The sequence below is a fragment of the Chitinibacter tainanensis DSM 15459 genome (genome assembly GCF_000429785.1).
Taxonomy (GTDB): domain Bacteria; phylum Pseudomonadota; class Gammaproteobacteria; order Burkholderiales; family Chitinibacteraceae; genus Chitinibacter; species Chitinibacter tainanensis.
On sequence record NZ_KE386952.1, the window covers coordinates 179547 to 204411 of the forward strand.

The window sequence follows — 24865 nt, forward strand, 5'->3', positions numbered from 1 at the left end:
CGCAGGGCGGTTTTTCAAGCCAAGGCGCGCCTAGGCGCAGTGCGGCTCAAACAAATTCATCGGGCTCAATGGCCGGATCGAAATGATGCAGCACCAGATAATCATCCCAGCCCTCATCACCCTGGGCGATCGCCATGCTGGCACGCTGCAGCTGAAAAGCCAGCAGCGAACCATCATAAATACTGCTTTTCACCTCATCCCACAGCGCCGCCAGATCGTCGGTTTTGTATTCAAAATTCAGATACGGGCCTTCTTCTTCGCCCTCGGTGACCCGCGAGCCACGCACCAGCGGGTGCTGCGCCAGCTTGGCAAAAGCCGCCCGCGCCTGCTCCAGATTCAGCGTTGGCACGCGCTGCGGGTGAAGTTGAATCAGCAAAATGCGGGGTTCCATGAGGCATCCTTGGCGGGCGAAGCAAAACCGACATCCTACCCCAAGCCGCCATCGCTGTGCTTGCCGCCGCGCCGCGCGCATCGCAGAATAAGCCGCATCAATCCGGGAGCAAGCCATGGCACAGTTTCAGTTTTTCATCATTGGGGATGAAATCCTCAGCGGCCGTCGCCAAGACCAACATTTTACTCAGGGGCTACAGGCGCTCCAGCGCCATGGCCATCAGCTGGCGGGTGCGCGCTATTTGCCCGATGATCCGGCCGTGATCGAGGCGGCCTTTGCCGCCACGCTGGCCTCCGGGGCCAATGTAATCAGCTTTGGCGGTATTGGCGCCACCCCCGATGACCACACCCGCGCGGCGCTGGCCCGCGCCGCTGGCGTAGCGCTCAGCCCGCAACCCGAAGCAGTAGCGCTGATTGAGGCGCGCTTTGGCAGCGACGCCTACCCGCATCGCATCCGCATGGCCGAGTTTCCGGCTGGCAGTAGCCTGATTCCCAATCCGGTCAATCAGGTTGCCGGGGCGTGGTTTCGCCAGCATGCCTTGCTACCGGGGTTTCCCAGCATGGCCTGGCCGATGCTGGAATGGGTGCTGAGCACGCATTTCAGTGATGGCGAGCTGGCCACCGTGTGTAGCGTGGTCGTGCCCGATGCGCGCGAGGGCGATCTGATTACCCTGATGGAAGAATGGGTGCAGCGATATCCGGCGCTGGGCTTTAGCAGCCTGCCCAGCTTTGGCAATGCGCGCCACCCTAGCCCGCATATCGAATTCAGCTTTAGCGGGCCGGCCGAGCAAGCCGAAGCGGCGCTGGCGAGCTGGTGTGAGGCGCTGGATGCGCGTGGCCTGGCCTGGTTCCGGCCGGCCCCGGCGCAATAGCGCTGCCCATGTTTCCAACTTGGGCTATTCGTTTTTGCCCCTTCTGCGATGGGGGGCAAGGGGAATTAAAGCCCTCATCCATCGGCGAGGCATGAATCAACACGGGTGGATTACATCACTAACAATCAGTGGGTATCCAGCCACAAGCCTTATAGTTAAAAGCGTAGCCGCGCATACCCGAGCCCAATAGCACCACTTCACACGGATTTCATTTGTGCATCGCAGCACATAGGCTTACAGTCAGCTTTTTACTTGCAGAGAACATCATGTCAGCCCCCCATGCCAAACGTGCCCTGATCATCAGCGGCGGTGCGCCCAATGCCACACTGGTGGCGGGGGCACTGGAAGCCTTTTATGAGCTGGGGGTGCAATTTGATGTGATTTCGATGGCCGGCGCGGGCGCGCTATTGGGCCTGATGTATACCGCGCCGAAAAACGGCGACCCGGTCAGCACTCTGCGCGGGCTGCAGGAAATGGGCATTGCCGACTGGCTATACCGTGCGTTTCCGGTCAATTTCAAAGTCTTTAACAAACCCGGCCCAATGGCGGCGTGGTATCGCTCGCTATTAAGCAGCAACCCTTTTCTGCAAGCCGCCCAGCATTGGCCGACCAGCGATCCGCTGAGCCAGCTGGCCAAAGACAGCGCCAACCTCATGCTCGCCAGTGCCTGCCCCAGCGATCTCACGCCCAATTCGCTGGGCCTGTGCGCCCATGTGCCCTTCGCCGAGCAGCTGATCGATTTTAGCCAGCTGGCGAAGAGTCCCACCGCCTTGTGGATCAATGCCTACAACCTGAGCCAGCGGCGGATGGAAAACTGGTCGCAGATGGAAATCGACCCACCGCGCCTGCAGGCGGCGCTGTCCTTCCCGCTGATTTATCCGCCCACCCAGCTGGGGGATGATTTTTACATCGAGGGCGCGGCGATTGATTGCCTGAATTTCAAAGCGCTGATCGAGCATTACCCCGGCGGCATTGATGAGATTGTGATTTTTGATTTACTCGGCGCCGAGCAACTATTGCGCCAGCCGCGCGATTTGTACGATGCGTGGGTGATGTCGATCATCACCCCGCTGGTGGAAATCGCCCGCGATGATGTGAAGCTCTTTGAAGCGCTACACAACCCGCACGGGCAGATTCGCCTGCATAAGGTGCCGCTGCTGGAAGCGATTGCGCCACAAGATTTGCCGGATGTGTTTGACTGGTCGCGCAGCAACCTCAGCCGCCTGTATCAAACGGGCTATGCCACCGCCAAGCAATACGCGCAGGCGCAGCTTAGCCACGCTATGACACCGCTTTAATCCGCGCCGCGATCCAGATGCCCACCAGCCCAGCCAGACAGCTCAGCAGCCCTACCCAGCCGTAGTGGGCCAGATAGCCATTGGGCTGCTGGGTAATGATCAGCCCGGCCAACAGCGAAGCGCAGCCCGAGGCGAAATTTTGCACGGCCGAATTAAATGCCATCAGCCGGCCGCGTAAATGCGGCCGTGTGGCGCCGGTAACCAGCGCCGTGGCCGGGATAAAGCGCCCGCTCACAAACACAAAAAACAGCAAGCTAATCGCCAGATGCCAGCCCAGTGGCGCATGGAAAGATTGCGTCACCAGCACAATCGGCAAGAAGCTCAGCACAATTAACGCGGCCACCACATGCCGCTTGGGGTAGCGATCACTCAGGCGACCAATCAGCGGGCGGCTGAAAATCGTGCCCGCGCCACCTACCAAATACACAAACATCAGCTCGCTTTGCGCGATACCGCTGTTGGCAATCATCGTGGGTGCGATAAAGGGGATCACCAGAAAGCCGGACACCATCAGCATCGCGGTGAGCCCCACGGCCCACCAGTGATTGATATCGGCCAACAGCTCACGGTAGTTATCCAGCCAGTTGGCATTCGGGTCGAGCCGGGCCAGATGAGCGCGCACCGGCGGCACCCACACCAGCGCCGCCAGCAACACCACAACACAAATCCCCGCCAGCGCATAAAACGGCAAACGCCAGCCCGCATGCGCTGCCAGCCACAGGCCCAGCGGCACGCCAGCAACGGCCGAAAGTGAAAAACCCAGCATCACCCAGCTCATAGCCTGCCCGCGCCGCTCGGGCGGAATCACATCGCCCACAATGGCCATACAGATCGAGCCGAGTACCCCACCAAAAATCCCGGCCAGCACTCGCGCCAACAAGAGCCAGTGAAAGTCGGTCGCCAAACCGCAGGCCAGCGTGGCCACAATCAGCCCGGCATAGCAGCCGAGCAAGCTATGGCGACGATCAAAACGATCGGCCTGCGACGAGGCCAGCAAAGACGAGGCCCCCGCGGCCAGCGAATAGGCCGAAACCAGCAAACCAAATTGCGCGGTGCTGATTTTCAGTTCGGCCATCAGGTAGGACGCCAGCGGCATCATGATCATGAAGTCGGCAATGCAGGTAAACATCACCAGCATCAGCACCAGCAAGAGGCCCAGCTCTTGGCGCGCATTCATCGGTCTTGGCATCGCGTACTCCTGATGAGGTTGGCAGGGTATCTTAACAGAAGCCAATCAGATTAAAGATTACAAGGGCATACTACTTGGATGTATCGGAGGCTAGCTGATCAAGACTGCCTTGGATCCAAGCGAGTGACCAAGAGCTGATCAATGCGGTGCTGATCAATATCGACCACCTCGAATTTAAACCCGGCATGCTCAACCGCATCGGTACGCTTGGGCACTTTGCGCAGCATATACATCATAAAACCGGCGATGGTTTCGTATTGCTCGTCATCGGGAAAATCGATCATCAATACCCGTTCCAGATCGCCAATCGCGGTCACCCCATCCACCAGCCAAGAGTGCTGATCACGCTGCACGATCAGCTCTTCATCCAGCGCCACGCGCTGATCGCCCATGATGGCGCCGGTGACATCATTGAGGGTAATCAGCCCCACCACCAGCGCATATTCATTGATGATGACGGCAAAGTCTTCTTTGGCGGCACGCAGCTGGGTCAGGATTTCGGCCAGCGACAGTGCCTCGGGCAGCACCAGCACATTGCGCAGCAAACCATCGCCGCGCAGGGTAATGGGCTGGCCTTCCAAGAGGCGTTGCAAGATATCGCGCGAATCCACATAGCCCAAAATCTGGTCAATCTGCCCCAGACACACCGGGTATTTATCATGCGGATGACTCAAGAGCTTGCGCTTGATGGTTTCTTCGCTGTCTTGGCGGTCAAACCAGATAATGCTGTCGCGCACGGTCATGGTCGATGGCGCGGTGCGCTCTTCCAGTTCGAACACGTTTTCGATCAGCTGCTGCTCTTGCGCCGCCACCCGACCGGTTTTGGCGCCTGCCGCCGCCATGGCCAGAATATCATCGGCGGTAATGTCATTGCCGCGCGCGGCCGGTAAGCCCAGCAAACCCATTACCCGGTTGGCCAGGCCATCAAAAATGATAATCAGCGGCCGCAAGAGCCAGACGCACCATAAAATCGGCCGCACCACCCGCACCGCCATTTGCTCGGAAATCACCATGCCGATGCGTTTGGGCAGCAAATCGGCCAGCAGTACAAAACCGGCGGTGACCAGCAAAAAGGCCCCCAGCGAGCCAAACGTTTGTGCCTGCTCGGCGGGTAAAAACTGCCCGAACCAGCGGGTGAAGGTGGCCGAATACACGCTCTCGCCCAAGACACCGGCCAAAATCGCCACGGCGTTCACACCGATCTGTACCGCAGTAAAAAAGTGCCCGGGTTGAGCCAAGAGCTCGAGCACTTGCGCGGCGCGTGGGTCGCCCTCATCGCGCATTTGCTCCAGTTTGACTTTACGACTGGCGGCCAGTGAAATTTCGGCCACCGAAAAAAACGCGCTGCAGCTAATCAGCAGCAAAATAATCAGGGTGCTTCCCAGCATGAGTCAGACTCAGTAATGACGATGCTTTCAGCATACCGCAGCGATGATGGCTTTTCTGTGTAATTAGTCCAGCGGCACCAAGGTCAATGGGGGCTTGACGCTAGCCTGCGCCAGCGGGCGCAGCTGCAATAGCATCCGCTCATAGCAGGCGCGCAGCGGGCAATCAGGCGCCAGCCGCGCCATCAACCGGCATAATTGGGCCACAAATTCTTCGCGGCTCAGCTCGCGCACATCTACCGCGCGCTCATCACCCCACGGATCGCGCGCAGGGCGCACGGGGGCCACAGTTTGCGGGCCTTGCAACGGTTCATCATCACCCGCCAGTAATTTATCGAGCCAGGTACGCATGGGTTCATTTCCAGTTTTTTCTGTTTATCCCCAAGATGTTAACCAAGCTCGCCGCCCACGACTGTCAACAATTGTCATCGCCTAGCGCAAGAAAAAGCCGCCGCCGGGGTAGTCAGCCGGCGGGTGGCCTGCTACACCAAAAGAGAGGCAGCCCGCAGAGCTTGCCCTATCTGCCAGGAGAACATCATGACCCAGCCGCATGGCCGTATTACCATTTCTTCCCGTATCGATTTTGTCCGGCTGGCCTCGGAACAAATCAGCGATACCATCTTGGTGCTGCTGTACGACGTCACCGACGAGCGGACCAGCAAAGGGCGCAGCACCTTGGTGACCTATCTGAAAGACATCGGCATGAATACCGTAGCCGAAGCGATTGAAGCGCATAAATCGATTGTGATGTTTGAGCTGGCCGCCGAGGCGGTGAATGTGTGGCAACAGATCAATGACCACACCAATGCTATTGGCGCACATATCTTCTGGCGCGGCCTGCAAGACGACGCCGTGCATCATGCGCTGCTGCAAGCGCGGCCAAAGGAAATCAGCCCATTGGTGCATGCCCATTAATACCCCTGCCGGGTATTAACCCCACAGGGCGTACTGACAATCCCCAGCTGACAATACCCTTGTAAGGTAGCAAGATGCAGCATTCTCAACAGGGTGAGCGATCACCCTGTTGTCATTTTTGCCGCTGATGAACGTGTCATTGTTACTTCACCAGTTGTACATCCACCCCGTACGCTATTACACAAGGTTGCAATAGCGATCGTTCTTTTCATCCACGCGCCGGCGCTGGCCGGAAAGCAGGTTAACCATGCTGAAAGCACACCCCCGCGGGCTTTATCTTTTGTTTGCCACCGAAATGTGGGAGCGTTTTTCCTACTACGGCAATCGTGCCCTGTTAACGCTCTTTATGCTGTCGGCCCTTTCGTTCGACAAACACTTCACCGCCGCCCTGTATGGCCAATACACCGGGCTGGTTTTTCTCACCCCGCTGATCGGTGGCTATATCGCCGACCGTTTCTGGGGAAACCGCCGCTCGATTATGGTGGGCGGGATTTTAATGGCCGCCGGCCAGTTTTCGCTGTTTGCCGCCGGTAGCGTTTACCAGCAGCTCAATCTCGCCATCCCGCTGTTTTATCTGGGCTTGGGGCTGATTATTCTGGGCAATGGCCTGTTCAAACCCAATATTTCCACCATGGTCGGCCAGTTGTATAGCGCGCAAGATCAGCGCAAAGACGCGGCCTACACCATTTTTTATATGGGGATTAATCTGGGCTCGTTTATGGCACCGCTGATTTGCGGCACGCTGGGCGACACGGGCAATCCGGCGGATTTCCGCTGGGGCTTTTTCGCCGCCGGCACCGGGATGCTGCTGAGCCTGCTGATCTTTGGTCTGCTGCAAAATCGCTATCTGCGCGACCCGGAAGGCCACGCCATTGGGATGGCGCCAGCCCAACGCAGCCAAACACAAACCGCCAACCATCAAGAGCCACTCACCCGTGCCGACTATGATCGGATGCTGGTGATCGGGGTAATTTCCTTCTTTGTGATCTTCTTCTGGGCCGCATTTGAGCAGGCTGGGGTATCACTGACTTTCTTTGCCAATGAAAGCCTGGACCGCGAGATTATGGGCTGGACCGTCCCCACCTCATGGTTCCAATCGCTGAACCCGGTGTTTGTCCTGCTGTTTGCGCCTTTGCTGGCGCAGCTGTGGGTGAAGCTGGCCAAACACGATCGCGAGCCGGCCTCGCCGACCAAAATGGCCTATGGTCTGTTGCTGCTGGCTGCGGGTTTTCTGGTGATTGCGCAAGCGGTTGATCATGTCGGGCCGGGGGTTAAAATTTCGCTGTTCTGGTTGGTAGCGATGTACTGGCTGCATTCGATGGGTGAGCTGTGCCTGTCACCGATTGGCCTATCTTTGGTCAATAAACTTGCCCCAGCCAAATTTGCCTCGCTGCTGATGGGGGTGTGGTTTCTCTCCACCGCGGCCGCGAACTGGTTTGCCGGTGTATTGGCTGGGTTCTATCCAGAAGCCGGCAAAGCCGCACCGAGCTTTTTGGGTTGGGAAATTCACTCGCTGAATGATTTCTTTATGCTGTTTGTGATTATGTCGTTCACCGCCGGGGCGCTGCTGCTGCTGACCACCGGCCAGCTGCAAAAACGCATGCACGGCGTAAACTAAGCCGCGCCAGCGGTAATCTTCCCGGCAGGGGCGGGTACTATGTCACGGCATAGCCCCCGCCCCTGCGGCATTATCGGGGTATGCGCGCCGTTCTATTGACCCTCCTTCTGCTCACTCTGCCTGCCGCCGCGCAGGCCAGCTGCAAAGCCTTGCACGGGCGAGATTTCCGCCTGAGCAATGGCATCCTTTTAAGCCATTTGCACGGTGATTTGTTTCGCGCCCCGGGTTTAAGCGCCGACACCTATAACGTCCAAATCAAGTCGCGCAAATATGTGTTGATGCGGGTGAGCTACGAACAGTTCAAGTGCTTTGACTAATCATCTTTCGGTTATATCGACATAACCAATCCGTCTAATTCCATCTAAAGACTCTGGCTATACTGCGCAGCATTGCTTTGCGAGCCCTAGCCATGAAAATCCGCCACCCCGATTTACGCGATACCGCCGAAAACCGCGAACACGCCGCACTCGGCCTACCACCGCTGGATACCGCCATCGAAGTAGAGCGCCGTTTCTGGCAGAGTAAGCGCTACCTTGGTCTGGCTTTACTGATTCTCGTGAGCCTGATCGGCTACACCCTGCAGCACGCCGAATTAGGCTGGCAAACCAGCTTTGCCAGCGGTGCCGAGCGGGTGCTGACCTCGCCCATGTTCTGGGCGGCGGTGGGGGTTGGCTTTGCCGCGCAGGCCATCGATGGCGCGCTGGGCATGGCTTATGGGATTAGCTCGAATACATTTTTGATCGGCATTGGCGCCACGCCTGCCTCGGCCTCGGCGGCCGTGCATGTGGCCGAAGTCTTCACCACTGGTTTTTCCGGGCTGTCGCACCTTAAATTTGGCAATATCGATCGGGCGCTGTTTAAGCGGCTGGTCATCCCCGGCGTACTGGGCGGCGTATTTGGCGCCTACCTGCTCACCAGTATTGATGGCAAGGCCATCAAACCTTTTATTGCAGCGTATTTGCTGCTGATGGGGCTGTATATCCTGCGCAAAGCATGGCTAGCGGCCAAGCCGAAAGCCAGCTCCGGCGAAATCCGTCATGTGAGCAAACTGGCGCTGCTAGGCGGTTTTGTTGATGCGGTTGGGGGTGGCGGCTGGGGGCCGGTTGTAACCAGCACCCTGGTGGGCCGTGGCAACGATCCGCGCCGCACCATCGGCACCGTAAATGCCGCCGAGTTTTTCATTGCCTTTAGCACGGCCGGTGCATTTTTGCTGTGGGCCGAGATGGATCATTGGCTGCTGGTGGCCGGCCTGATCGTGGGCGGCCTGTTTGCCGCGCCATTTGCCGCTTGGCTATGCCACAAGCTGCCTGCCCGCAGCCTGCTCTGGCTGGTGGGTACGCTGATTTCTGCGCTGAGCGTGTTTAATCTGTATCAGGCGCTGCGCTAAGCGGCACGGGCGAGCGGGCGGCCAGCTCGGCAGCCAAACAGGCGGGGCACCAACAGCTTGCCGCTGCGCTAGGCACCGCCAGCACCGGTGGATATTGCTGGCACCAGCATGGCTGCTCCGCTACGACCCCACAGCTAAACTCCGCCCCGCAGCGGCTACACTCGCTCACTGGCCGGCCTCAGCAAGTAAATCATCCACTAGCTGAGTAACTGCGCCGGTCAAGGCCTGGATCGAACCGGCAAAATCCCAGGCCTCGTCACTGATTGCGACCGGATTGGATACCGCCCGCAGCTCAAAAAAACGCACCTGCTCTGCCAAGCAAACCTGAAAAAAAGCCGCGCCTTCCATGTTTTCTAAATCAACCCCGCTCGTCTTCACAAACGGCGCCATCGCGGCATTGAGCGAATTACTGTGCGCTAGAGGCCAGCGCGGCTGCGGCGGCTGATGTGGCGACACCCAGCGCGGCATACGGATGAAATCCATCTCTAGGGGCAGATCGGCCAACTGCATAAAGCCTTGTGGGGTAAAAAAGCCCAAGTCGGCCTCACATTCACTCTGCACCAGCGCCACTTCGCCCAGCTGCAAAGCCGAGACCGGGTACACCCCAGCAATCCCCGCCAAAATCAGGCAATCGGGCTGTGCACGCATAATTACCCGCAGCGTATTGGCCGCTGCCGCACTATGGCCCACCCCGCAAATCGCGACGTCCACCCGAGAGTCGGCAAAAAACTGCGCCTCGGTGGCAGTGGGAAACAAAACCGTGATTTTCATGCTGAGCACACCTTGGCAAGGCTATTGCGAGAGCTGCATTTTAACGAGACGGCTTGCTGCGCAGCAAACGCAACAAGCGTGCGACATTCATCAGAAAAAAGTAATTATTAAGAAATCTTTAACGTAAGATAAGCGGTACTAAGCAATAACCCTAGGTGTGCGTATGGATCGGAAAGCCGCGTTGCAGGATTTTTTTGAAGCATTTGGGCTGGCCTACTCGGCCTTGAATGTGGAGGCCACCTGTGCCACCTTTGTGATGCCATTTACCACCAATGTGCAAGGCGATATCACGCACTGGAGCGAATTCGAGCCGCTGCGACAAACCACCGAAGCGCTGTTCATGTGGTACTACCAGCAAGGCTTTCGCAGTGCGCGCTACAAGGTGCTAGAGCAGGTGATGGTGGGCAGCGATCACGCCACCGTGCAATTGCGCTGGTATGTGGCGCGTGAAGATCGTCATTACTGGGTGCACGAAACCGGCTACCAGCTGCGCTGGGTGAATGAGGGCTGGAAAATCTGCGGCATTATGCAAATCACCAGCCCCGAGCGCAGCGACCTACTGCTGGATGAACAAACCGCCGAAGCCTGGAGCCCACTCGCGCTAGCCGATGAAGCCATTGGCGGCCATCTACCCATCCCGGGCCGCGAAATCAATCAGCTGCAATAGCGCGGCCTTGGCGTAAAAAAACGCAGTCATACCCGCCTAGGTATTGCTGCGTAACGCGCATTGAGTAAGGGCTGTGGCCTTATACGCTATCGCTAGTGCCTAGCGCAGTTAGAATCGTCTCGGGCGATTCATGCTCGATCAGCACTTCGCGCAAACGATTAAAAGCGCGGGCGGCTTCCTCTGGGTATTTGCCAAACGAAGTCAGGTTGCTGTGCTTCCAGCCGGCGGCATGCAAGACCTGATTGCGAAACTTTGGCCCATCCATCCGTCCCTCGGCCATCTGTAGCAGCGCCCGCTCGATCAGCACATGGGGAAAGGGGTCGCGCGAAATGGTGCTGAAATGTTGTGGCAGAACTTCATTGAATTGCATACGGCACCTTCGTGGATTCAGTGAACTGGTTTATCCATCTAAGGCGATATGGCGCACTTTTGCCAGCCGATTTGCAAATAAATCATCCGAATCTTACATTTTGTCCTGTGGCCAACGCCAAGCCAGCAAGCGGCTGACTTTTTGCCCCTGACTCATTGGCAACACCCGGACTTCGGCCGCGCTATGCAGCGCGCGCTGTAGGGCAGGTAAATGCTCGCTTTTTGCCACCAGCGTGGTAAACCAGCCCACTTGGCGGGCAAATTGCCGGCTCTCTTCGATCATCCGGCCAATAAAGGCCAGCTCGCCCCCGGCGCACCACAGCTCATTGCTCTGGCCGGCAAAATTTAGCGGCGCGGCGCCCGCCTTGGTCTGCTCCAAATTGCGCACTTTGCGCGCCGTCCCGGCATTGGCTTCGGCGGCATTGCGGTGAAACGGCGGGTTGCAGAGGGTAAAGGCAAAATACTCGCCGGGCTCAATCACGCCCCGGAAGATCTGCTTGGGCTCACGTTGCCAGCGGGTGACTAAGCCATCCGCCAGCACCGGATTCGCGGCAAAGATGCGCGCCGCATTACTGAGCGCCGCGCGATCGATATCAGCGCCGACAAACGACCAGCCATAGCTCACGCGCCCTAAGAGGGGATAAATGGCATTGGCCCCTACGCCGACATCCAGCACCCGCACCGTTGGGCCGCGTTGCGGCTTGCCAGCAGAATCCAGCAATAGATCAGCCAGGGTATGGATGTAGTCAGCGCGACCAGGAATGGGTGGGCACAGATACCCCGGGGGGATATCCCATTCGCCAATCCCGTAATGCAGCGCCAGCAAGGCGCGGTTGAGGGTCTTTACGGCATTCGGGTCGGCAAAATCTATGGTCGGCTCCCCGCGCGGATTGGTGCGCACCAGCGCGGCGAGCTCGGGTAGGCAGGCGGTGAGCGCAGCAAAGTCATAGCGCCCTTGATGCGGATTGCGTGGATGCAGCTGCCCTTTGGGTGCAGAGCGGGCCGACAGTGGAGCCCGCGAACGGGGCTTGGGGGCAGTGGAGCGAGACATGAATACCAACCAGAAAAACCCGTTACGGGCACAGCTGCCGCCAGCCTAGCAGAAAAACCACGCCCGCCGGCCAATTCTTGCGCCAAAACACACACACGCCGCAGCGGTGCTGCTAGACTTGCCGGCTTGAATTGATTGTCTTGCAGGAAACTCACATCATGCGCAGCACCCGTGTTTTAACCGGCATTACCACCACCGGCACCCCGCATCTGGGCAACTATGTGGGCGCGATTCGCCCGGCCATCGAGGCCAGCCGCAATCCCAACACCGATGGTTTCTTTTTCCTTGCCGATTACCACGCCCTGATCAAATGTGACGACCCTGCCCGCATCGAACGCTCGCGCCTCGAAATCGCCGCCACCTGGCTGGCCGCCGGGTTGGATACCGAGCGCGTTACGTTCTATCGCCAATCGGATATCCCGGAAGTCAGCGAGCTCAATTGGCTGCTGACCTGTGTGACCGCCAAAGGCCAGATGAACCGGGCTCACGCCTACAAAGCCAGCACCGATGCCAACGAAGCCGCTGGCGAAGATCTGGATCATGGCGTGACCATGGGGCTCTTTTGCTACCCGATCCTGATGGCGGCCGATATTCTGCTGTTTAATCCGCACTTGGTGCCGGTAGGCCGCGATCAGATTCAACACATCGAAATGGCCCGCGATGTGGCCGCGCGCTTTAATCATCTCTTTGGCGCCGGCAAAGAGCTATTTGTGCTGCCCGAAGCGCACATCGAAGAACACGTGGCCACCCTGCCGGGGCTGGATGGCCGCAAGATGAGCAAGTCCTACGACAACACCATTCCGCTGTTTGAAGGCGGGCCGAAAGGGCTGAAAGACGCTGTTGCCCGCATTGTTACCAACAGCCTGCTGCCGGGCGAACCGAAAGACCCAGATTGCCATCTGGTTACCATTTACGAAGCGTTTGCCAGCGCCGAGCAGGCCAAACAGTTCCGCGCCGATCTGGTTGCGGGCCTGGGTTGGGGCGACGCCAAGAAGCAACTGGTGGAGCTGATCGAAGCCCACGTGGGCCCAATGCGCGAGCGCTATGCCGAGCTGATGGCCCACCCAGAACGCATCGAAGAATTGCTGCAAGCCGGTGCAGCCAAAGCCCGTGCCACCGCCACCCCTTTCATCCAAGAGCTGCGCGAAGCCGTCGGCTTGCGCCGCATGGTGGCGATTGCCCAGCCAGCAGCCAAAGCCGCCAAAACCAAAGTGGCCTTGCCGCTGTTTAAGCAATACCGGCTGGCCGATGGCCTGTTCTACTTCAATTTCAGCGATGCCAATGGCCGTTTGCTGCTGGAAAGCCAAGGCTTTGCGCAGGGCAAAGAAGCCGGCCAATGGATTGGCCAGCTCAAACGCGAGGCCAGCATTCCCGCCGACGCACCGCTGCAACTGGCCGAGGGCGTCAGTGCCGCCGAGGTGATCGCCGCACTACAGGCACTGCAGGCTGAATAAACAGTAGCCGGGTATCTACCCCAAAGCCCTAATTAGAAAGGCACGCGACCAGATACCCACCCCTTAGCGCCGAACACTGAAAACCCGTACAGCAAAACGCACCGGGCAGGTCTAGATTGTCGACAGGTACCGGAGGGGAATATGCTGGGGCGCAGCTGGCTACTGATTTGCTACTTCAGCGGTTTGGCGGCCAGCCAAGCCGCCGAGCCACTGCGAGTGGCGATGGGGATCAGCAAAATGCCCTATGTGTCGATGGAAGCGCAAAACGGCATCGAATACGAGCTGATTACCCGCCCTCTGCTGGCCGCCGGCTATACGCTGGATGTGCAGCACATGCCCAACAAACGCGCCCAAACCCTGCTCGAGCGCGGCGAGCTTGATGCCGTGATCAGCCTGAGCGGCAACTATCTTTCCCAGCCCTATATTCGCTACCAGAACATGGCCATTAGTCGCTGCGCCAATCAGGTCAAGCTACCTGACATAGCCGCGCTAAGCCGCTATCAGGTGGGGGCATTTCACGGGGCGAGCCGTTTTCTGGGGCCGGAGCTGGCTCAAATCGCAGAAAACCGTTTGCGCTATCAGGAATTGGCCGATCAGAAACTACTAAACCGGATGCTGGCGATTGGCCATCTGGATGTCGTGATTAGCGATATCAACATCTTCCGGCATTTTGAAGCGGGCGTGCAGCCCACAGGGCCGATTTGCCCAGTAGCGCTGTTTGCCCCCACCGACTACCGGCTGGCCTTTCGCCAGGCACCAGTGCGAGATGCATTTGATCGGGAGCTGGCCAAGCTGCGCCGGCAAGGCCTGTATGAAGAACTGAACTGGCGCTATTTGCGCAGCAAAGATGCCGCGCCATTCAAACCCCAATAACCGGGGTATGGCGCGTCAGCACTGAATAGATATCGCACTCAGGGCAATACCTAATGGGGTATTTGGCTTAGACCACCAAAATGGCAGCACAGAAACGGAAAAAGCCCAGCACTAGGCTGGGCTTTTCGGATCTTGGTGCCGACGGCAGGAATCGAACTCGCGACCCCCTGATTACAAGTCAGGTGCTCTACCAACTGAGCTACATCGGCGTCAGAAGCTGCGCATTTTACCAGAGCCGTTTGAATCTGCAAGCCCCTTGTGCGAAATTTTAGCCTCCCCCTGTTTGTGCCAAAAAACACAGCCCCGCTGCACAGCGGCGCGGCTGGCCAAGTATTCGGCTGGACAAGCCCCGCCCGCAGGGAGAGAATCACGCCTCAGTAGTTTTTCCACGGTTCGCGCACGGAGATAGTATGAGCCGCGACATGAAGTCGAGTCGAAACAATTCACGCAGCAGCAGCGCCCCCAAAAGTGGCGGCAGCTCAATGCTCACCGGCCTCTTGGTCGGGCTGTTTGTTGGGATCGCCATTGCCATCGCAGTGGCGCTGTTTTTAAACGCGCGTGGTAATCCCTTCGCCAAAGATCAAACAGTACCTAGCGATGCTCTCGCCAGTGGGCCGGAAACCACCACCAGCGGCCCGGAAATCCTGCAGCCGGGCAATGGTAAAGACGCAGTGCCGGTGATCACAACGCCGCCCAAAGCCTCTGCCGCCAGCGCGGTCGCCAAGCCAGAGAGCGCCAACGCCAGCGAAGACCGTTTTGATTTCTATAAAGTCTTGCCCGAAGCTGGGGAAAAAGGCCCTGCGGCCACTCCAACTAGCAAACCTAAACCCAGCAGCAGCCCAGTGCCCGATGCAAGCAAACCAGGCTTACTGCAAGTGGGCGCCTTTCAGAATGAAAACGATGCCGACAATCTGAAAGCCAAGCTGGCGCTGATCGGGATTGAATCGCGCATTCAAACCACCGAAGTGGCCGATAAAGGCGTGTGGCACCGCGTGCGCGTAGGGCCTTTCCACGATCAAAGTGAACTTGAACGCATTCGTGCGGTCTTGAAAACCAACGGGATTGACAGCACGATCGTCAAAGTCAATTAATAATACCTGCTGGCCGCCCGCCGCCAGGGATAGAGGAGCTGAAACCAGATGTTGAAACAATGGATTAAAACCTGCCTGTTGACTGCCACCTTGCTCGCTGCTGGCACGGCCAGCGCCGCCATCACCGAAGGCAAAGAATACAAAGCCCTCGCCAAGCCACAACCGGTGGCTGTAGCGGGCAAACAAGAAGTGATCGAGTTTTTCTGGTACGGCTGCCCACACTGCTTTGCCATCGAGCCGCATGTGGAAGCGTGGGAAGCCAAGCTGCCGAAAAACGTGAATTTCCGCCGTGTGCACGTGATGTGGGATGGCCGCAATGATCTGGAAGGCCACGCCAAAATCTTCCTCGCACTGGAAGCCATGGGCCTGACCCGCAAGCACCAGATGGCCGTATTCAAAGCCATTCAGCAAGATCGCATCGAGCTGCGCCGCGAAGAAGCCCTGTTTGAGTGGATCGGCAAGCAAGGCATTGATGTGAATAAATTCAAAGCCAATTACAACGGCTTCTCCACCAAAGCTCAGCTGAACAAACTGAGCGCAATGAGCCGTGATTACAATGTGGATGGCGTACCGATGTTTGTCGTGAATGGCAAATGGGTGACCAGCCCATCGATGGTGGGTAAAGAAGACGACACCATTACCAAGGTGATCAACGAGCTGCTGGCCAAAGACAAAACCGCGCCAAAATCAGCTCCGGCTAAAAAATAAGCCCAAGCTCACGCCAAACAAAAGCCACCGCATGCGGTGGCTTTTGTGTTTTCAGGCTCACGGCAAGAGCCTTGACCTATACCTCGCGGTAGGTTTTCTTATCAGCCGATTTCATTTTTTCGTATTCATTGCGCAAGATGCACACCAGCTCGCCCTCACCGATCCCCCGCACTGTCACTTCGCGGGTTAACAGGTAATCGGTAAAAAACGGTGTGGTACGCTCATCATCCAGATCAAAACCGCGGCGATTAAAGGCAAAGGTAATACCGGGTAGCTTTTGCAGCCGCGCAGCCATATTGATGCACGAGCCCACATAATCATTGCCTTCCCCGACCGAATACACAGTGCCTCGCGCTAAACCGACACGCAAGCGGTGCGGTGGCTCGGCTACTTTGGATTTCAGATTGGGCAGAAATTCGTGATGGTATTTTTTGCAAATACTGTAGCTACTGGCAACCACATTGCGCATGGCCGCTTGCGAGAGGCCACGGCAGCCCCATAAAACCAGCAGGCCATCGCCCAGAAACTTGGTAAAGAACGGCAAGGGGCACCACAGCGCCACGCCTTCGGCCTCATCTTTTTGCTTCATTTCATTGCGCAGCTCATTCATCAGCCAGCTGAGAAACGGGTGCAAGAAACTGGGTACGGATAAGTGTGGGTCAATCTGGTTGCAGAATTGGGTAAAGCCTTCCAGATCAAACACCGCCGCGATCGCGTCGGTGGATTTAGATTCCAGCGACAAATCGCCCAAGCCCAGCATCGAGGCATTAAATTGCTCGAAAGATTCATGCTTCAGCAGTTTACGCCGCTGGCCATCAATCTCGGTGCGGACATAATCACTGCTGCGGGGCTTGTAGGTGGGCATAGCAGATCATGCAGAACGTGTAACAGCCGTTGATGATAAAGCCTGCGCAGCGGAATCGAAAGTCATTCCAGCGCACTGTGCTAAACACCTGCACCGCTGAATGCCACGAAGCCACCGCGGCGATGGCCAGCTTGGCAAATAGGGTATTGCCCCCTAAACATTATTTGATAATAGCTAGCGAGCGATACCCTGCCATACACTCACCTAAACCTGCGTCTCAACCATATTGCCACGGGGGCCGCCGGTAGGCAGCTGGCTTTGAAAAGCGGAGAGGAAATCCTGCAACGAAGCCTGGCTACTATCGCCTCCCAAGGCCTGCACCAGCGCACTAAAGCTGCTTTGCAACTCACTCACGCTGTCGTCGCTACTGCCCGCGCTTACCTTTTGCAGCAGGCTTTGCAGATCAGCCGCCATATCGGGCTTGCCGCCCCCCATTCTGCCCGCCACGGACATCGAGTCGCCCTCCGCCTCTGCGCCTTGGCTTTGTGCGCGCATCGACTGCATCAGCGTTTGCATAAACTGCCCCAGCGCCTGCTGGACGCTGCTGGTGGCGCTACTGCTGTCGGTGCTGTCACTACTGCTGGCAGCACTGGTGGAGCTACTGGTACTGCTGGCCCCATCCAGATTCAGCCCCAACTGCTGTAGCGCCGAACTAATGGCCGACTGCAGCTTGCCGCCCCGCTCGCCCGCCGGCGGTGGGCCGGGTGGGGGTGCTGGGCGGGAGCCACGGGTTTCACTGCTGCTACTGACCGAACTGAGCTGACTTAGCCAGCTACTATTACTCACACTGGAGATACTCATGATGAACTCCCAAAAAATAAACACAGCCCGCCGGGCATGGCCGCCCGGCCTAGGCAGCCAGGCCTAAGCAAATCATCGGCCAAAACCTGCCAAATTCAGCCCTGCAAGGTGTAAAAGCGGGTAAAGCTGGGTTAAGGTCACGCGGCCTGCTCCTGTTTGGGCCGGGCATAATCTGCTACGACGCCCGTTCAAACCGCTATTTCAGGCCCATGCTGCGGCGCTAGCCCGCCCGCGGCAGCAAGGCGGCAAGGCGGAGCGGCAACTTTGCCGCCCCGTCTACCCCAGCGCCAACAGCGCTTGGCCCGCCGAAATAAAAAAAGCAGCGGCAAAATTCACCGCTGCCCAAGGTCGCCAAGCGACCACACGAAGAAAACCAGCCCTGCCGACGTATCAATGCCCGCGCGCTTGTGGCGGGCGCGCCAAATTGGCACGGGCTTGCTCTTGCTGCGCGGGGGTCAGCAAGGCATAAATCTGCTGCTCTAGCGCCAGATGAGCCAGCATGGCCCCGGCCTGCTTGGCTTGGTGCTGGGCGATCAGCACCCGCGCTGCCTGCGAATCGAATTGGGGTGCGATAATGAGCGCGGTCAGCTCTGGGTTGGGTTGCGGTTTGGCTGGCGGCTGCTGCTTGGCCAGCAAGGCCTGTAACTGACTTTGCTGGCTGGCGCTGAGTACGATGCCATGCAGCAGCGGGCTGCGTGGTGGGTGCATCTGCCCTTGAGCGGGCGGCTCGGGCGGCATGGCCAGCGCCGAAGTGGGGGTCGCCACGGCACTTAAGGTGGTCAGCAAGACCGATAACAGGGCAGTACGGGAAGTAGAAACAGGCATGATGAGCTCCAGACTGCGTTCCGGCCCCTGCCGGATCACGTGTACTTAGTCTGCGTGGCTCGCACGTTAATGGCGGTTAAAGAGATGTAAAAAGCCGTAAAGGTCGGCAAAGGCCGCGCATAAATCCGCTATCCTGAGCACAAACAAGGGGAACACCATGCCAGCCGCCGTGTTATTAGTGGATGATGATGTCGAGCTAGTCAGCCTGCTGCGCGAATATTTGCAGCAAGAGGGTTTTCGCGTAGGCGTGGCCCATGATGGCCTCAGTGGCGCGCAGGCCGCGCTATCGGGCGAGTATGCAATTGCCGTGCTGGATATCATGATGCCGCAGCTCAACGGCATCGAGACGCTACGCAAAATTCGCAGCCTGAGTAATCTGCCGGTGATCTTACTCACCGCGATGGGCGACGACGCCGACCGGATTATTGGCCTCGAGCTTGGCGCGGATGATTATGTGCCCAAGCCCAGCTCAGCCCGCGAAATCACCGCCCGCATTCGAGCGATTTTGCGCCGTAGCCAGCAAACCGCCAGCCCGACGGTGCTCAAAATTGGCCAGCTGGAAATCTGGCCGGGCGAGCGCCGGGCCAGCTGGGCGGGTCAGCCACTGGCGCTCACCAGCACCGAATACAGCTTGCTGGAAGTACTCGCTCAGCATGCCGGCCGGCCGGTGAGCAAAGAGCAGCTATCGCAACTGGGCTTGGGCCGACCGCTGGCGCGTTTTGATCGCAGCATTGATGTGCACCTCAGCAGCATCCGGCAAAAACTGGGGCTGTTGCCCGATGGCCGCTCCTGCATCCAGACCGTGTACCGGCAGGGCTATCAGCTGCTGCGGGAGGCCTAATGGGGCGGCTATTTTGGAAGTTTTTCGGCTTTTTATTTCTGGCGCAGCTGATCACCATTTTTGCGGTGGGCCTCACTTTCTGGCTGCGCGCACCAGCCGACTGGCGACACCCGCCGCCACCCGCCGCCCATGCTGGCAGCGATCACCCCCAGCCTCCGCCACCGCCACCGCCAGCGAGACCACCGCATCGGGTACCGCTGGAAGCCATGATCGGCGGCGTACTCACCAGCCTGCTGTCGGCGGCGCTGCTCGCGCGCTATGTCGCCAAGCCGATTCGCGCCCTGCGCGAAGCCTTTGCCAATGCCGCCGCCGGCGAGCTGAACTTGCGCATCGGCGGGCCACTGGCACGGCGAAATGATGAATTGGCTGATCTGGCGCGTGATTACGACCAGATGGCCGAGCAACTACAAGCCCTGCTCAGCGGCCAACGCCGCTTGCTGCACGATGTATCGCACGAGTTGCGCTCGCCGCTCGCGCGGCTACAGCTGGCCATCGGGCTGGCGCAACAAAACCCAGCGCGGCAGGCCGACGCACTGCCGCGCATCGAGCGGGAAGCCCAGCGCATGAATCAATTGCTGGGCGAATTGCTCACCTTATCGCGACTGGAAGCACGCGTGAGCGAGCCACGCCAATGGCTGGATTGGCAGCAGCTGCTGAATGAATTGATTGAAGACGCCCGCTTTGAGGCCCAGGCCAAGGCGCAGATGATCGAGTGGCACAGCAGCGGGGCTGCGGGGGTGTGGGGTGATCCGGAGTTGCTGCGCCGGGCAGCGGAAAATATTTTGCGTAATGCGATACGCTATAGCCCGCCGGAAAGCGTGATTCAGGTGAATTTGCAGGCGGTAGCCGGCGGCCATCAGCTCAGCATTAGCGATCAAGGCCCGGGTGTCACGCCCACTCAGCTCGCGCAAATTTTTGCACCGTTTTACCGCACCGAAGCCGGCCAGACTAGCGGCTTTGGCCTAGGGCTCGCGATTGCCGAGCGGGTAGTAACCGCTCATGGCGGGCAAATCTGGGCCGAGAATGCCACCATCACGGGTTTGATCGTGCACATTCGTTTGCCGGCGGCTGCGCCGGCGAGCGAGGTAGATACATAGGCTAGGTATCAAGCTGAAACCATTATTTAGCAATGGTTTTAACGTAATACCCATAAAAAAAGCCCTGCAGCGCAGGGCTTTTTTTATCGCTTAGTGCAGTACCACATCTTCGTCGATGCGCACCAGATCATTCAGGTATTCGTAGGTTTTTTCGCCTTTAGGCCAGCAGACCCGTGCGCGGTCGCCTTCGATTTTCAGCACGCGGCCATCGTAGCGTTCGGCGGTAAAGCGGCCGGCGAGGTTAACGCGAGCATTCACTGGCAGCTCGTTTGCCACGCCGGAAAATCGTTCGATCAGTGATGAGATCAGCATTAACATGATGGGCTCCTGGGTAGTCGGTGACGACTGTTTGTGTAGTTGATGCACGTATATTATGCGCATTTACTACGTAACTCAACTACATTTTATTGTCATTTTTACCCAGATGACCAACGGCGCTATGGCGCATACTGCTTGGATCACTTCTTCAGCCCTCTCCTGCGAGGTTTCATTCCGCCTGCTGTAGTGATTCCTGCAAATGCTGAATGATGCCGCTCAAGCGATTTTGCAGCCCGCTTTCATCGCTATAGCTGGTGGCGATTTGCTCCCAGGTATCGCGCACGATATTCAGTAGCACCGCCTCTTGCGCATCGCTTAGACCCAGCCCGGCAAAGGCGCGTTCCAGCTGCATCATGCCGTTACTAAAACTGATACCGCGGTTTTGATTCGATAAGCGCTGTTGCTGATCGAGGCTATCAAGCGCGGCGGTCAGCGATTGAATCGAGCGCAGCACTGTTTCTTGGCGGCGCAAGGCGGTTTGGGTGATATCGATGGCTTTCAAGCTGGTATCGGCAGCCTCAATCAGGATGGCCAGATTGTCGCGCAAGCGGCCGCAGCGCTCGGTATCGTCGGTAGGCAGATTATTGATGATAAGCCGCACCTGCTGAAAATGGATGGAGAGCCGGTTACTAAATTGCACTACCCGCTCCATCGAAGACATCCGCTGCAAAATCGCGGTTTCCAGCTGGCTGGCCGGGCCATGCATATTCAGGGCATACAATTGCTGCCGATCCATCACCCCCACGACGGCTTCAAGCTCAAAGCCGCGAATCGCCTCGATAATCTGCCGGCACAAGGCCTGCGGAGTGCGGGCACTGTTAAAGGCTTTCAGCGCCTGCAGCAGTGCGCCGGTTTCGCCGACGCTGCTCATGGCGGTAAAGGCAGTTTGAGTGGCAAATTGCAGCTGCGACTGCATCAGCGCCCGATCGGTGGATTGCTGCAGCATGTGCGCGAGCTGGGTTTTCAGCAATTTGGGATCGAGCGGTTTGGTGATAAAGCTTTGCCCCCCCACGTCGTACACTTGCAGCAGCTCATCCAGATATTCGCTGCCGGACATCATCATCACCGGAATCGCCTGCCAGCGTGGATCGGCGCGCATGGCCTGACAAAGACCCAAGCCGTCGAGGATCGGCATTTTGATGTCGGTGAGCACCGCCGCGACCGGCTCTTGCTCCAACACCGCCAAAGCCAGCTGACCATGCTTGGCGGTGAGCACCCGATATTCGCTGCTGAGGTATTCCTGCACCAGCTGCAAGATCAGCCGATCATCATCCACCACCAGCACCAGCGGCAATGGCTCTGCCGCGCCACCCTGCTCCAGAAACAAATCCATGCTGCGCCCCTTGTTGAATCAGTGCTTTCAGCCTAGACCATGCCTAGGTGAAGGATAGGTCGATGTTGCAATGCGGCAGACCCAAGGGCGTAAAATGCAAAAAGCCTAGAGGTATATCCCTCTAGGCTTTTCTAAACATTGGATAGCAAGCAATACCCCTAGTATTGATTCAGCGCCTTCGCGATAAAATGTTTGGGCACAGTCGGGCGCGGCACGCGGATTTCGAACCAGCTGCGCACGTCTTCATCCAGCAGATTGCCATGCATATAGTTGTACAGCGCTTTATTCAGGCCACGCCCCATCAGATCGTGATCAATCGGGGTGCGATCGATAAAGCCCACATCGTTTTTGGCGAAAGTGACTTTGGGCAGCGGCACCAGCTCAACGCCGTATTCTTCCGGGTTTTGCCCCACTGGCGAATGCACGGTACAGGCAAAGCGGTGAAAGAAGCCCGACTGAATACAGCCGGCGGCAAACAGCTGGCGCACGTATTCCAGCGCATCCACGGTGTCTTGCACCGTTTGGGTCGGAAAGCCGTACATCAAATAGGCATGCACTAGGATACCGGCCTGCGCAAAGCCATAGGTCACGCGCGCCACCTGATCAACCGAGACGCCTTTTTTCATTAATTTCAGCAGGCGATCCGAGGCCACTTCCAGCCCGCCCGAAATGGCAATGCAGCCACTATCGGCCAAGAGTTGGCATAGCTCCGGGGTAAAGGATTTTTCAAAGCGGATATTGCCCCACCACGAAATCGTGACATTGCGCCGCAACAGCTCTTCGGCCAGCGCTTTAAGCATTTTGGGTGGCGCCGCTTCATCCACGAAATGAAAGCCGGTTTGCCCGGTTTCGGCGATGATGGCCTCGATACGATCCACCAGCATTTCGGCGGTGGTGGTTTCGTAGCGGGAAATATAATCCAGCGTAACATCGCAAAAGCTGCACTTTTTCCAGTAACAGCCATGCGCGATGGTGAGTTTATTCCAGCGCCCATCGCTCCACAGCCGGTGCATGGGGTTGAGCATATCCAGCAGCGACAAATACTGATGAATCGGCAGGCCATCCCACGTAGGCGTGCCGACCTCGCTAAAAGGCACATCCGGCTCGGGCCAATTGATGTATTCCACTTTGCCAGCCGCATTGCGGATAAAGGTACGCACCAAGCGCTGCGCGCTGCGCTCGCCACGCAAATGCGCCAGCAAGGCCAGCAAGGGGCGCTCGCCATCATCCAGCGTAACAAAATCAAAGAAATCAAACACGGCTGGCTCGGCCAGCTCGCGCAGCTCGGTATTCACAAAGCCGCCACCCAGGGCGATTTTCACCTGTGGGGCATGCTGGCGGATCGTTTGCGCAATCCGGAAAGCCGCGTACACCGCGCCGGGAAAAGGTACCGACAGCAGCACCAGCGTCGGCTGATGCCGCGCCAGCGCGGCCAGAGTCAGCGCCTGCAAAGTTTGGTCAACCAGATTGACGGGGGCCGCCAGTGCGGCGGCCAGCGGCGCAAAGCTGGGCTGCGACATCGCCAGCGATTCGGCATAGCGGACAAACTCAAAGCGCGGATCAATCGCTTCGCGCACCACGTCGGCCAGATCATTCAGATACAAAGTGGCCAAATGCCGCGCGCGATCGTAGCTGCCCAGCGCACCAAAGGCCCAATTGAGCGGATCACCCGAGCCATCGTCCACATAGCTTTCCAGCGCGGCAAAGCGCGCGCCTTCGGGCAGATAGGTGCGATTGGCAATCCGGTGCGCCAGTGTATTGTCACGCCCCTGCAAAAAGGCCATGACTGGGTCAATGGTGCTGTCGTAATGGCTGAAATTGAGCAAGAAATGCTGTACGGCCAGGCTACGCTGCTTGCGCGGTAGCTTTTCGCATTCACGGCGAATCTCGCTGAGCCCCACGCGGGAAAACAGCCTGAGCACCAGCGCCAACGCCAGATCTTCCTGCACCGCAATTTCTTGATTCGCTCGCAAAAAGCCGGTGATATACGCCGTGGATGGGTACGGCGTATTGAGCTGCGTCATCGGCGGAATCAGCGAAAGAATGCGAAGTTCAGACATCAGGACACACCAGTAAAAACGCCGCCAGCTGGCGGCGGGATTGTTGCCACAGCGCGGCCATTAGGCCTTTTTCACAAATTCGGATTTGAGCTGCATCGCGCCAAAGCCGTCGATTTTGCAATCGATATCGTGGTCACCTTCGATCAGGCGAATGTTTTTCACCTTGGTACCCACTTTCACCACCGAGGACGAGCCTTTGATCTTCAGGTCTTTGATCACGGTGACCGAATCGCCATCTTGCAGCACATTACCGTTCGCGTCTTTCCAAACTTTCGCGACTTCAGCGCTGGCGGCGGTATCGGCCGGATTCCATTCGTGCGCGCACTCTGGGCAAATCAGCAGGCTGCCATCTTCATACGTGAACGCCGAGCCACAGGCCGGACAGGGGGGCAAAGCAGACATGCTGATTCCTTGTACAATAATAAAGAGTTCGCCACATTATACCCCGAGCAGGCACAACCTCAGGAGCTAAGCGATGGGCATCAATTCCGCCAAGCAAGACGCCAAACGCCTGAAACGCGATCATCAGGAAGCCGGCCACCATGAAGATGAGCTGACCAACGAGGCGCGCCGTACCGCGCTCAATGATTGGCTAAGCCAGCGCAAACAAGATGGCCGCGCCGCCGCGGCACAGCGCCATCTCGATAAACAGGCACTGCAACAGTTACAGCGCAAAAAGAAATAAGC

The 24865-nt window shown here is 58.0% G+C and carries 29 protein-coding genes and 1 tRNA gene; 14 read left to right on the forward strand and 16 right to left on the reverse strand.

From position 1 onward, the window contains the following. Positions 1-46: 46 nt before the first annotated feature. Positions 47-391, reverse strand: coding sequence for a hypothetical protein (locus tag G482_RS0113205; protein ID WP_028450424.1), 345 nt, complete (start codon positions 389-391; stop codon positions 47-49). A 115-nt stretch (positions 392-506) separates the two neighbouring features. Here G482_RS0113205 and G482_RS0113210 point away from each other — a divergent pair, with 115 nt between their 5' ends. Further along, positions 507-1262 carry a competence/damage-inducible protein A gene (locus G482_RS0113210; protein WP_028450425.1) on the forward strand — a complete coding sequence of 252 codons (756 nt, stop codon included), beginning with the start codon at positions 507-509 and terminating at the stop codon, positions 1260-1262. A 266-nt stretch (positions 1263-1528) separates the two neighbouring features. Next, entirely contained in the window at positions 1529-2560 is a 1032-nt protein-coding gene (locus G482_RS18705) for a patatin-like phospholipase family protein (protein ID WP_034619739.1), read from the forward strand. On the opposite strand, the gene G482_RS0113220 is transcribed toward G482_RS18705, so the two are convergent. The 3 genes from G482_RS0113220 to G482_RS0113230 form a co-directional block, all read right to left on the reverse strand. Beyond that, complete coding sequence (locus tag G482_RS0113220; RefSeq protein WP_028450426.1) at positions 2544-3749, reverse strand: MFS transporter; 1206 nt, start codon at positions 3747-3749, stop codon at positions 2544-2546. The genes G482_RS18705 and G482_RS0113220 overlap by 17 nt on opposite strands. A 98-nt stretch (positions 3750-3847) precedes the next feature. After that, positions 3848-5137 carry a polyamine export protein PaeA gene (gene paeA / locus G482_RS18710; RefSeq protein ID WP_034619741.1) on the reverse strand — a complete coding sequence of 430 codons (1290 nt, stop codon included), beginning with the start codon at positions 5135-5137 and terminating at the stop codon, positions 3848-3850. A 63-nt stretch (positions 5138-5200) separates the two neighbouring features. Then, positions 5201-5485 carry a hypothetical protein gene (locus tag G482_RS0113230; RefSeq protein ID WP_028450427.1) on the reverse strand — a complete coding sequence of 95 codons (285 nt, stop codon included), beginning with the start codon at positions 5483-5485 and terminating at the stop codon, positions 5201-5203. A 186-nt stretch (positions 5486-5671) separates the two neighbouring features. Between G482_RS0113230 and G482_RS0113235 the strand changes: the two genes are divergently transcribed. From G482_RS0113235 to G482_RS0113250, 4 genes are all read left to right on the forward strand, one after another. Further along, positions 5672-6049: a hypothetical protein gene (locus G482_RS0113235; protein WP_028450428.1), complete on the forward strand. Its 378-nt coding sequence runs from the start codon at positions 5672-5674 to the stop codon at positions 6047-6049. A 247-nt stretch (positions 6050-6296) separates the two neighbouring features. Further along, positions 6297-7667 (forward strand): peptide MFS transporter, encoded by a 1371-nt coding sequence (locus G482_RS0113240; protein WP_028450429.1) that lies wholly within the window; start codon positions 6297-6299, stop codon positions 7665-7667. A gap of 80 nt (positions 7668-7747) precedes the next feature. After that, positions 7748-7984 carry a hypothetical protein gene (locus G482_RS0113245; RefSeq protein ID WP_028450430.1) on the forward strand — a complete coding sequence of 79 codons (237 nt, stop codon included), beginning with the start codon at positions 7748-7750 and terminating at the stop codon, positions 7982-7984. A 92-nt stretch (positions 7985-8076) separates the two neighbouring features. Further along, entirely contained in the window at positions 8077-9054 is a 978-nt protein-coding gene (locus G482_RS0113250) for a sulfite exporter TauE/SafE family protein (RefSeq protein ID WP_028450431.1), read from the forward strand. Here the strand turns inward: G482_RS0113250 and G482_RS20940 are convergent. After that, positions 9029-9223, reverse strand: a complete 195-nt coding sequence (locus tag G482_RS20940; RefSeq protein ID WP_084414689.1) for a cysteine-rich CWC family protein — start codon at positions 9221-9223, stop codon at positions 9029-9031. The two genes, G482_RS0113250 and G482_RS20940, sit on opposite strands and share 26 nt — an antisense overlap. Next, positions 9220-9825, reverse strand: a complete 606-nt coding sequence (locus G482_RS0113255; RefSeq protein ID WP_028450432.1) for a phosphorylase family protein — start codon at positions 9823-9825, stop codon at positions 9220-9222. Before G482_RS0113255 ends, G482_RS20940 begins: the two co-directional genes overlap by 4 nt. Before the next feature lie 163 nt (positions 9826-9988). Here G482_RS0113255 and G482_RS0113260 point away from each other — a divergent pair, with 163 nt between their 5' ends. Next, on the forward strand, positions 9989-10492 hold the full coding sequence (locus tag G482_RS0113260) for a DUF6841 family protein (protein ID WP_028450433.1): 504 nt from the start codon (positions 9989-9991) through the stop codon (positions 10490-10492). A 79-nt stretch (positions 10493-10571) separates the two neighbouring features. Here G482_RS0113260 and G482_RS0113265 read toward each other — a convergent pair whose 3' ends face one another. Continuing rightward, entirely contained in the window at positions 10572-10862 is a 291-nt protein-coding gene (locus G482_RS0113265) for a hypothetical protein (protein ID WP_028450434.1), read from the reverse strand. 93 nt (positions 10863-10955) lie between these two features. Beyond that, positions 10956-11912, reverse strand: a complete 957-nt coding sequence (gene rlmF / locus G482_RS0113270) for a 23S rRNA (adenine(1618)-N(6))-methyltransferase RlmF (protein WP_084414691.1) — start codon at positions 11910-11912, stop codon at positions 10956-10958. 158 nt (positions 11913-12070) lie between these two features. Between rlmF and G482_RS0113275 the strand changes: the two genes are divergently transcribed. Continuing rightward, positions 12071-13366, forward strand: coding sequence for a tryptophan--tRNA ligase (locus tag G482_RS0113275; RefSeq protein ID WP_028450436.1), 1296 nt, complete (start codon positions 12071-12073; stop codon positions 13364-13366). A 141-nt stretch (positions 13367-13507) separates the two neighbouring features. Further along, positions 13508-14239, forward strand: coding sequence for a substrate-binding periplasmic protein (locus G482_RS18715; protein ID WP_051259024.1), 732 nt, complete (start codon positions 13508-13510; stop codon positions 14237-14239). Positions 14240-14372: 133 nt separating this feature from the next. Here the strand turns inward: G482_RS18715 and G482_RS0113285 are convergent. Next, positions 14373-14448, reverse strand: a tRNA-Thr gene (locus G482_RS0113285). Between the two features lie 213 nt (positions 14449-14661). Here G482_RS0113285 and G482_RS0113290 point away from each other — a divergent pair. Further along, positions 14662-15330, forward strand: a complete 669-nt coding sequence (locus G482_RS0113290; protein ID WP_156905407.1) for an SPOR domain-containing protein — start codon at positions 14662-14664, stop codon at positions 15328-15330. A 48-nt stretch (positions 15331-15378) separates the two neighbouring features. Further along, a complete protein-coding gene (locus G482_RS18720) occupies positions 15379-16038 on the forward strand; it encodes a thiol:disulfide interchange protein DsbA/DsbL (RefSeq protein ID WP_034619742.1) in 660 nt (219 codons plus the stop codon). A 76-nt stretch (positions 16039-16114) separates the two neighbouring features. On the opposite strand, the gene G482_RS0113300 is transcribed toward G482_RS18720, so the two are convergent. The 3 genes from G482_RS0113300 to G482_RS0113315 all read right to left on the reverse strand — a co-directional run bounded on the left by G482_RS0113300 (position 16115) and on the right by G482_RS0113315 (position 18529). Then, entirely contained in the window at positions 16115-16903 is a 789-nt protein-coding gene (locus G482_RS0113300) for a hypothetical protein (RefSeq protein WP_028450438.1), read from the reverse strand. A gap of 204 nt (positions 16904-17107) precedes the next feature. Next, positions 17108-17704, reverse strand: a complete 597-nt coding sequence (locus G482_RS0113305) for a hypothetical protein (RefSeq protein WP_028450439.1) — start codon at positions 17702-17704, stop codon at positions 17108-17110. Positions 17705-18094: 390 nt separating this feature from the next. Then, complete coding sequence (locus tag G482_RS0113315) at positions 18095-18529, reverse strand: Spy/CpxP family protein refolding chaperone (protein ID WP_034619743.1); 435 nt, start codon at positions 18527-18529, stop codon at positions 18095-18097. Between the two features lie 157 nt (positions 18530-18686). Here G482_RS0113315 and G482_RS0113320 point away from each other — a divergent pair, with 157 nt between their 5' ends. Beyond that, positions 18687-19370: a response regulator transcription factor gene (locus G482_RS0113320; RefSeq protein ID WP_028450441.1), complete on the forward strand. Its 684-nt coding sequence runs from the start codon at positions 18687-18689 to the stop codon at positions 19368-19370. Next, positions 19370-20467 carry a HAMP domain-containing sensor histidine kinase gene (locus G482_RS0113325; RefSeq protein ID WP_028450442.1) on the forward strand — a complete coding sequence of 366 codons (1098 nt, stop codon included), beginning with the start codon at positions 19370-19372 and terminating at the stop codon, positions 20465-20467. Before G482_RS0113320 ends, G482_RS0113325 begins: the two co-directional genes overlap by 1 nt. Positions 20468-20557: 90 nt before the next feature. On the opposite strand, the gene G482_RS0113330 is transcribed toward G482_RS0113325, so the two are convergent. The 4 genes from G482_RS0113330 to G482_RS0113345 all read right to left on the reverse strand — a co-directional run bounded on the left by G482_RS0113330 (position 20558) and on the right by G482_RS0113345 (position 24580). Continuing rightward, entirely contained in the window at positions 20558-20785 is a 228-nt protein-coding gene (locus G482_RS0113330) for a hypothetical protein (protein WP_034619744.1), read from the reverse strand. A gap of 169 nt (positions 20786-20954) precedes the next feature. Further along, positions 20955-22118 (reverse strand): response regulator, encoded by a 1164-nt coding sequence (locus G482_RS0113335; RefSeq protein WP_028450444.1) that lies wholly within the window; start codon positions 22116-22118, stop codon positions 20955-20957. A gap of 158 nt (positions 22119-22276) precedes the next feature. Then, complete coding sequence (locus G482_RS0113340; RefSeq protein WP_028450445.1) at positions 22277-24178, reverse strand: B12-binding domain-containing radical SAM protein; 1902 nt, start codon at positions 24176-24178, stop codon at positions 22277-22279. A gap of 60 nt (positions 24179-24238) precedes the next feature. Beyond that, a complete protein-coding gene (locus tag G482_RS0113345; RefSeq protein WP_028450446.1) occupies positions 24239-24580 on the reverse strand; it encodes a zinc ribbon domain-containing protein YjdM in 342 nt (113 codons plus the stop codon). A 73-nt stretch (positions 24581-24653) separates the two neighbouring features. On the opposite strand from G482_RS0113345, the gene G482_RS0113350 reads away from it, so the two are divergent. Continuing rightward, positions 24654-24863 (forward strand): hypothetical protein, encoded by a 210-nt coding sequence (locus G482_RS0113350; RefSeq protein ID WP_028450447.1) that lies wholly within the window; start codon positions 24654-24656, stop codon positions 24861-24863. The last annotated feature ends 2 nt before the right edge of the window (positions 24864-24865 follow it).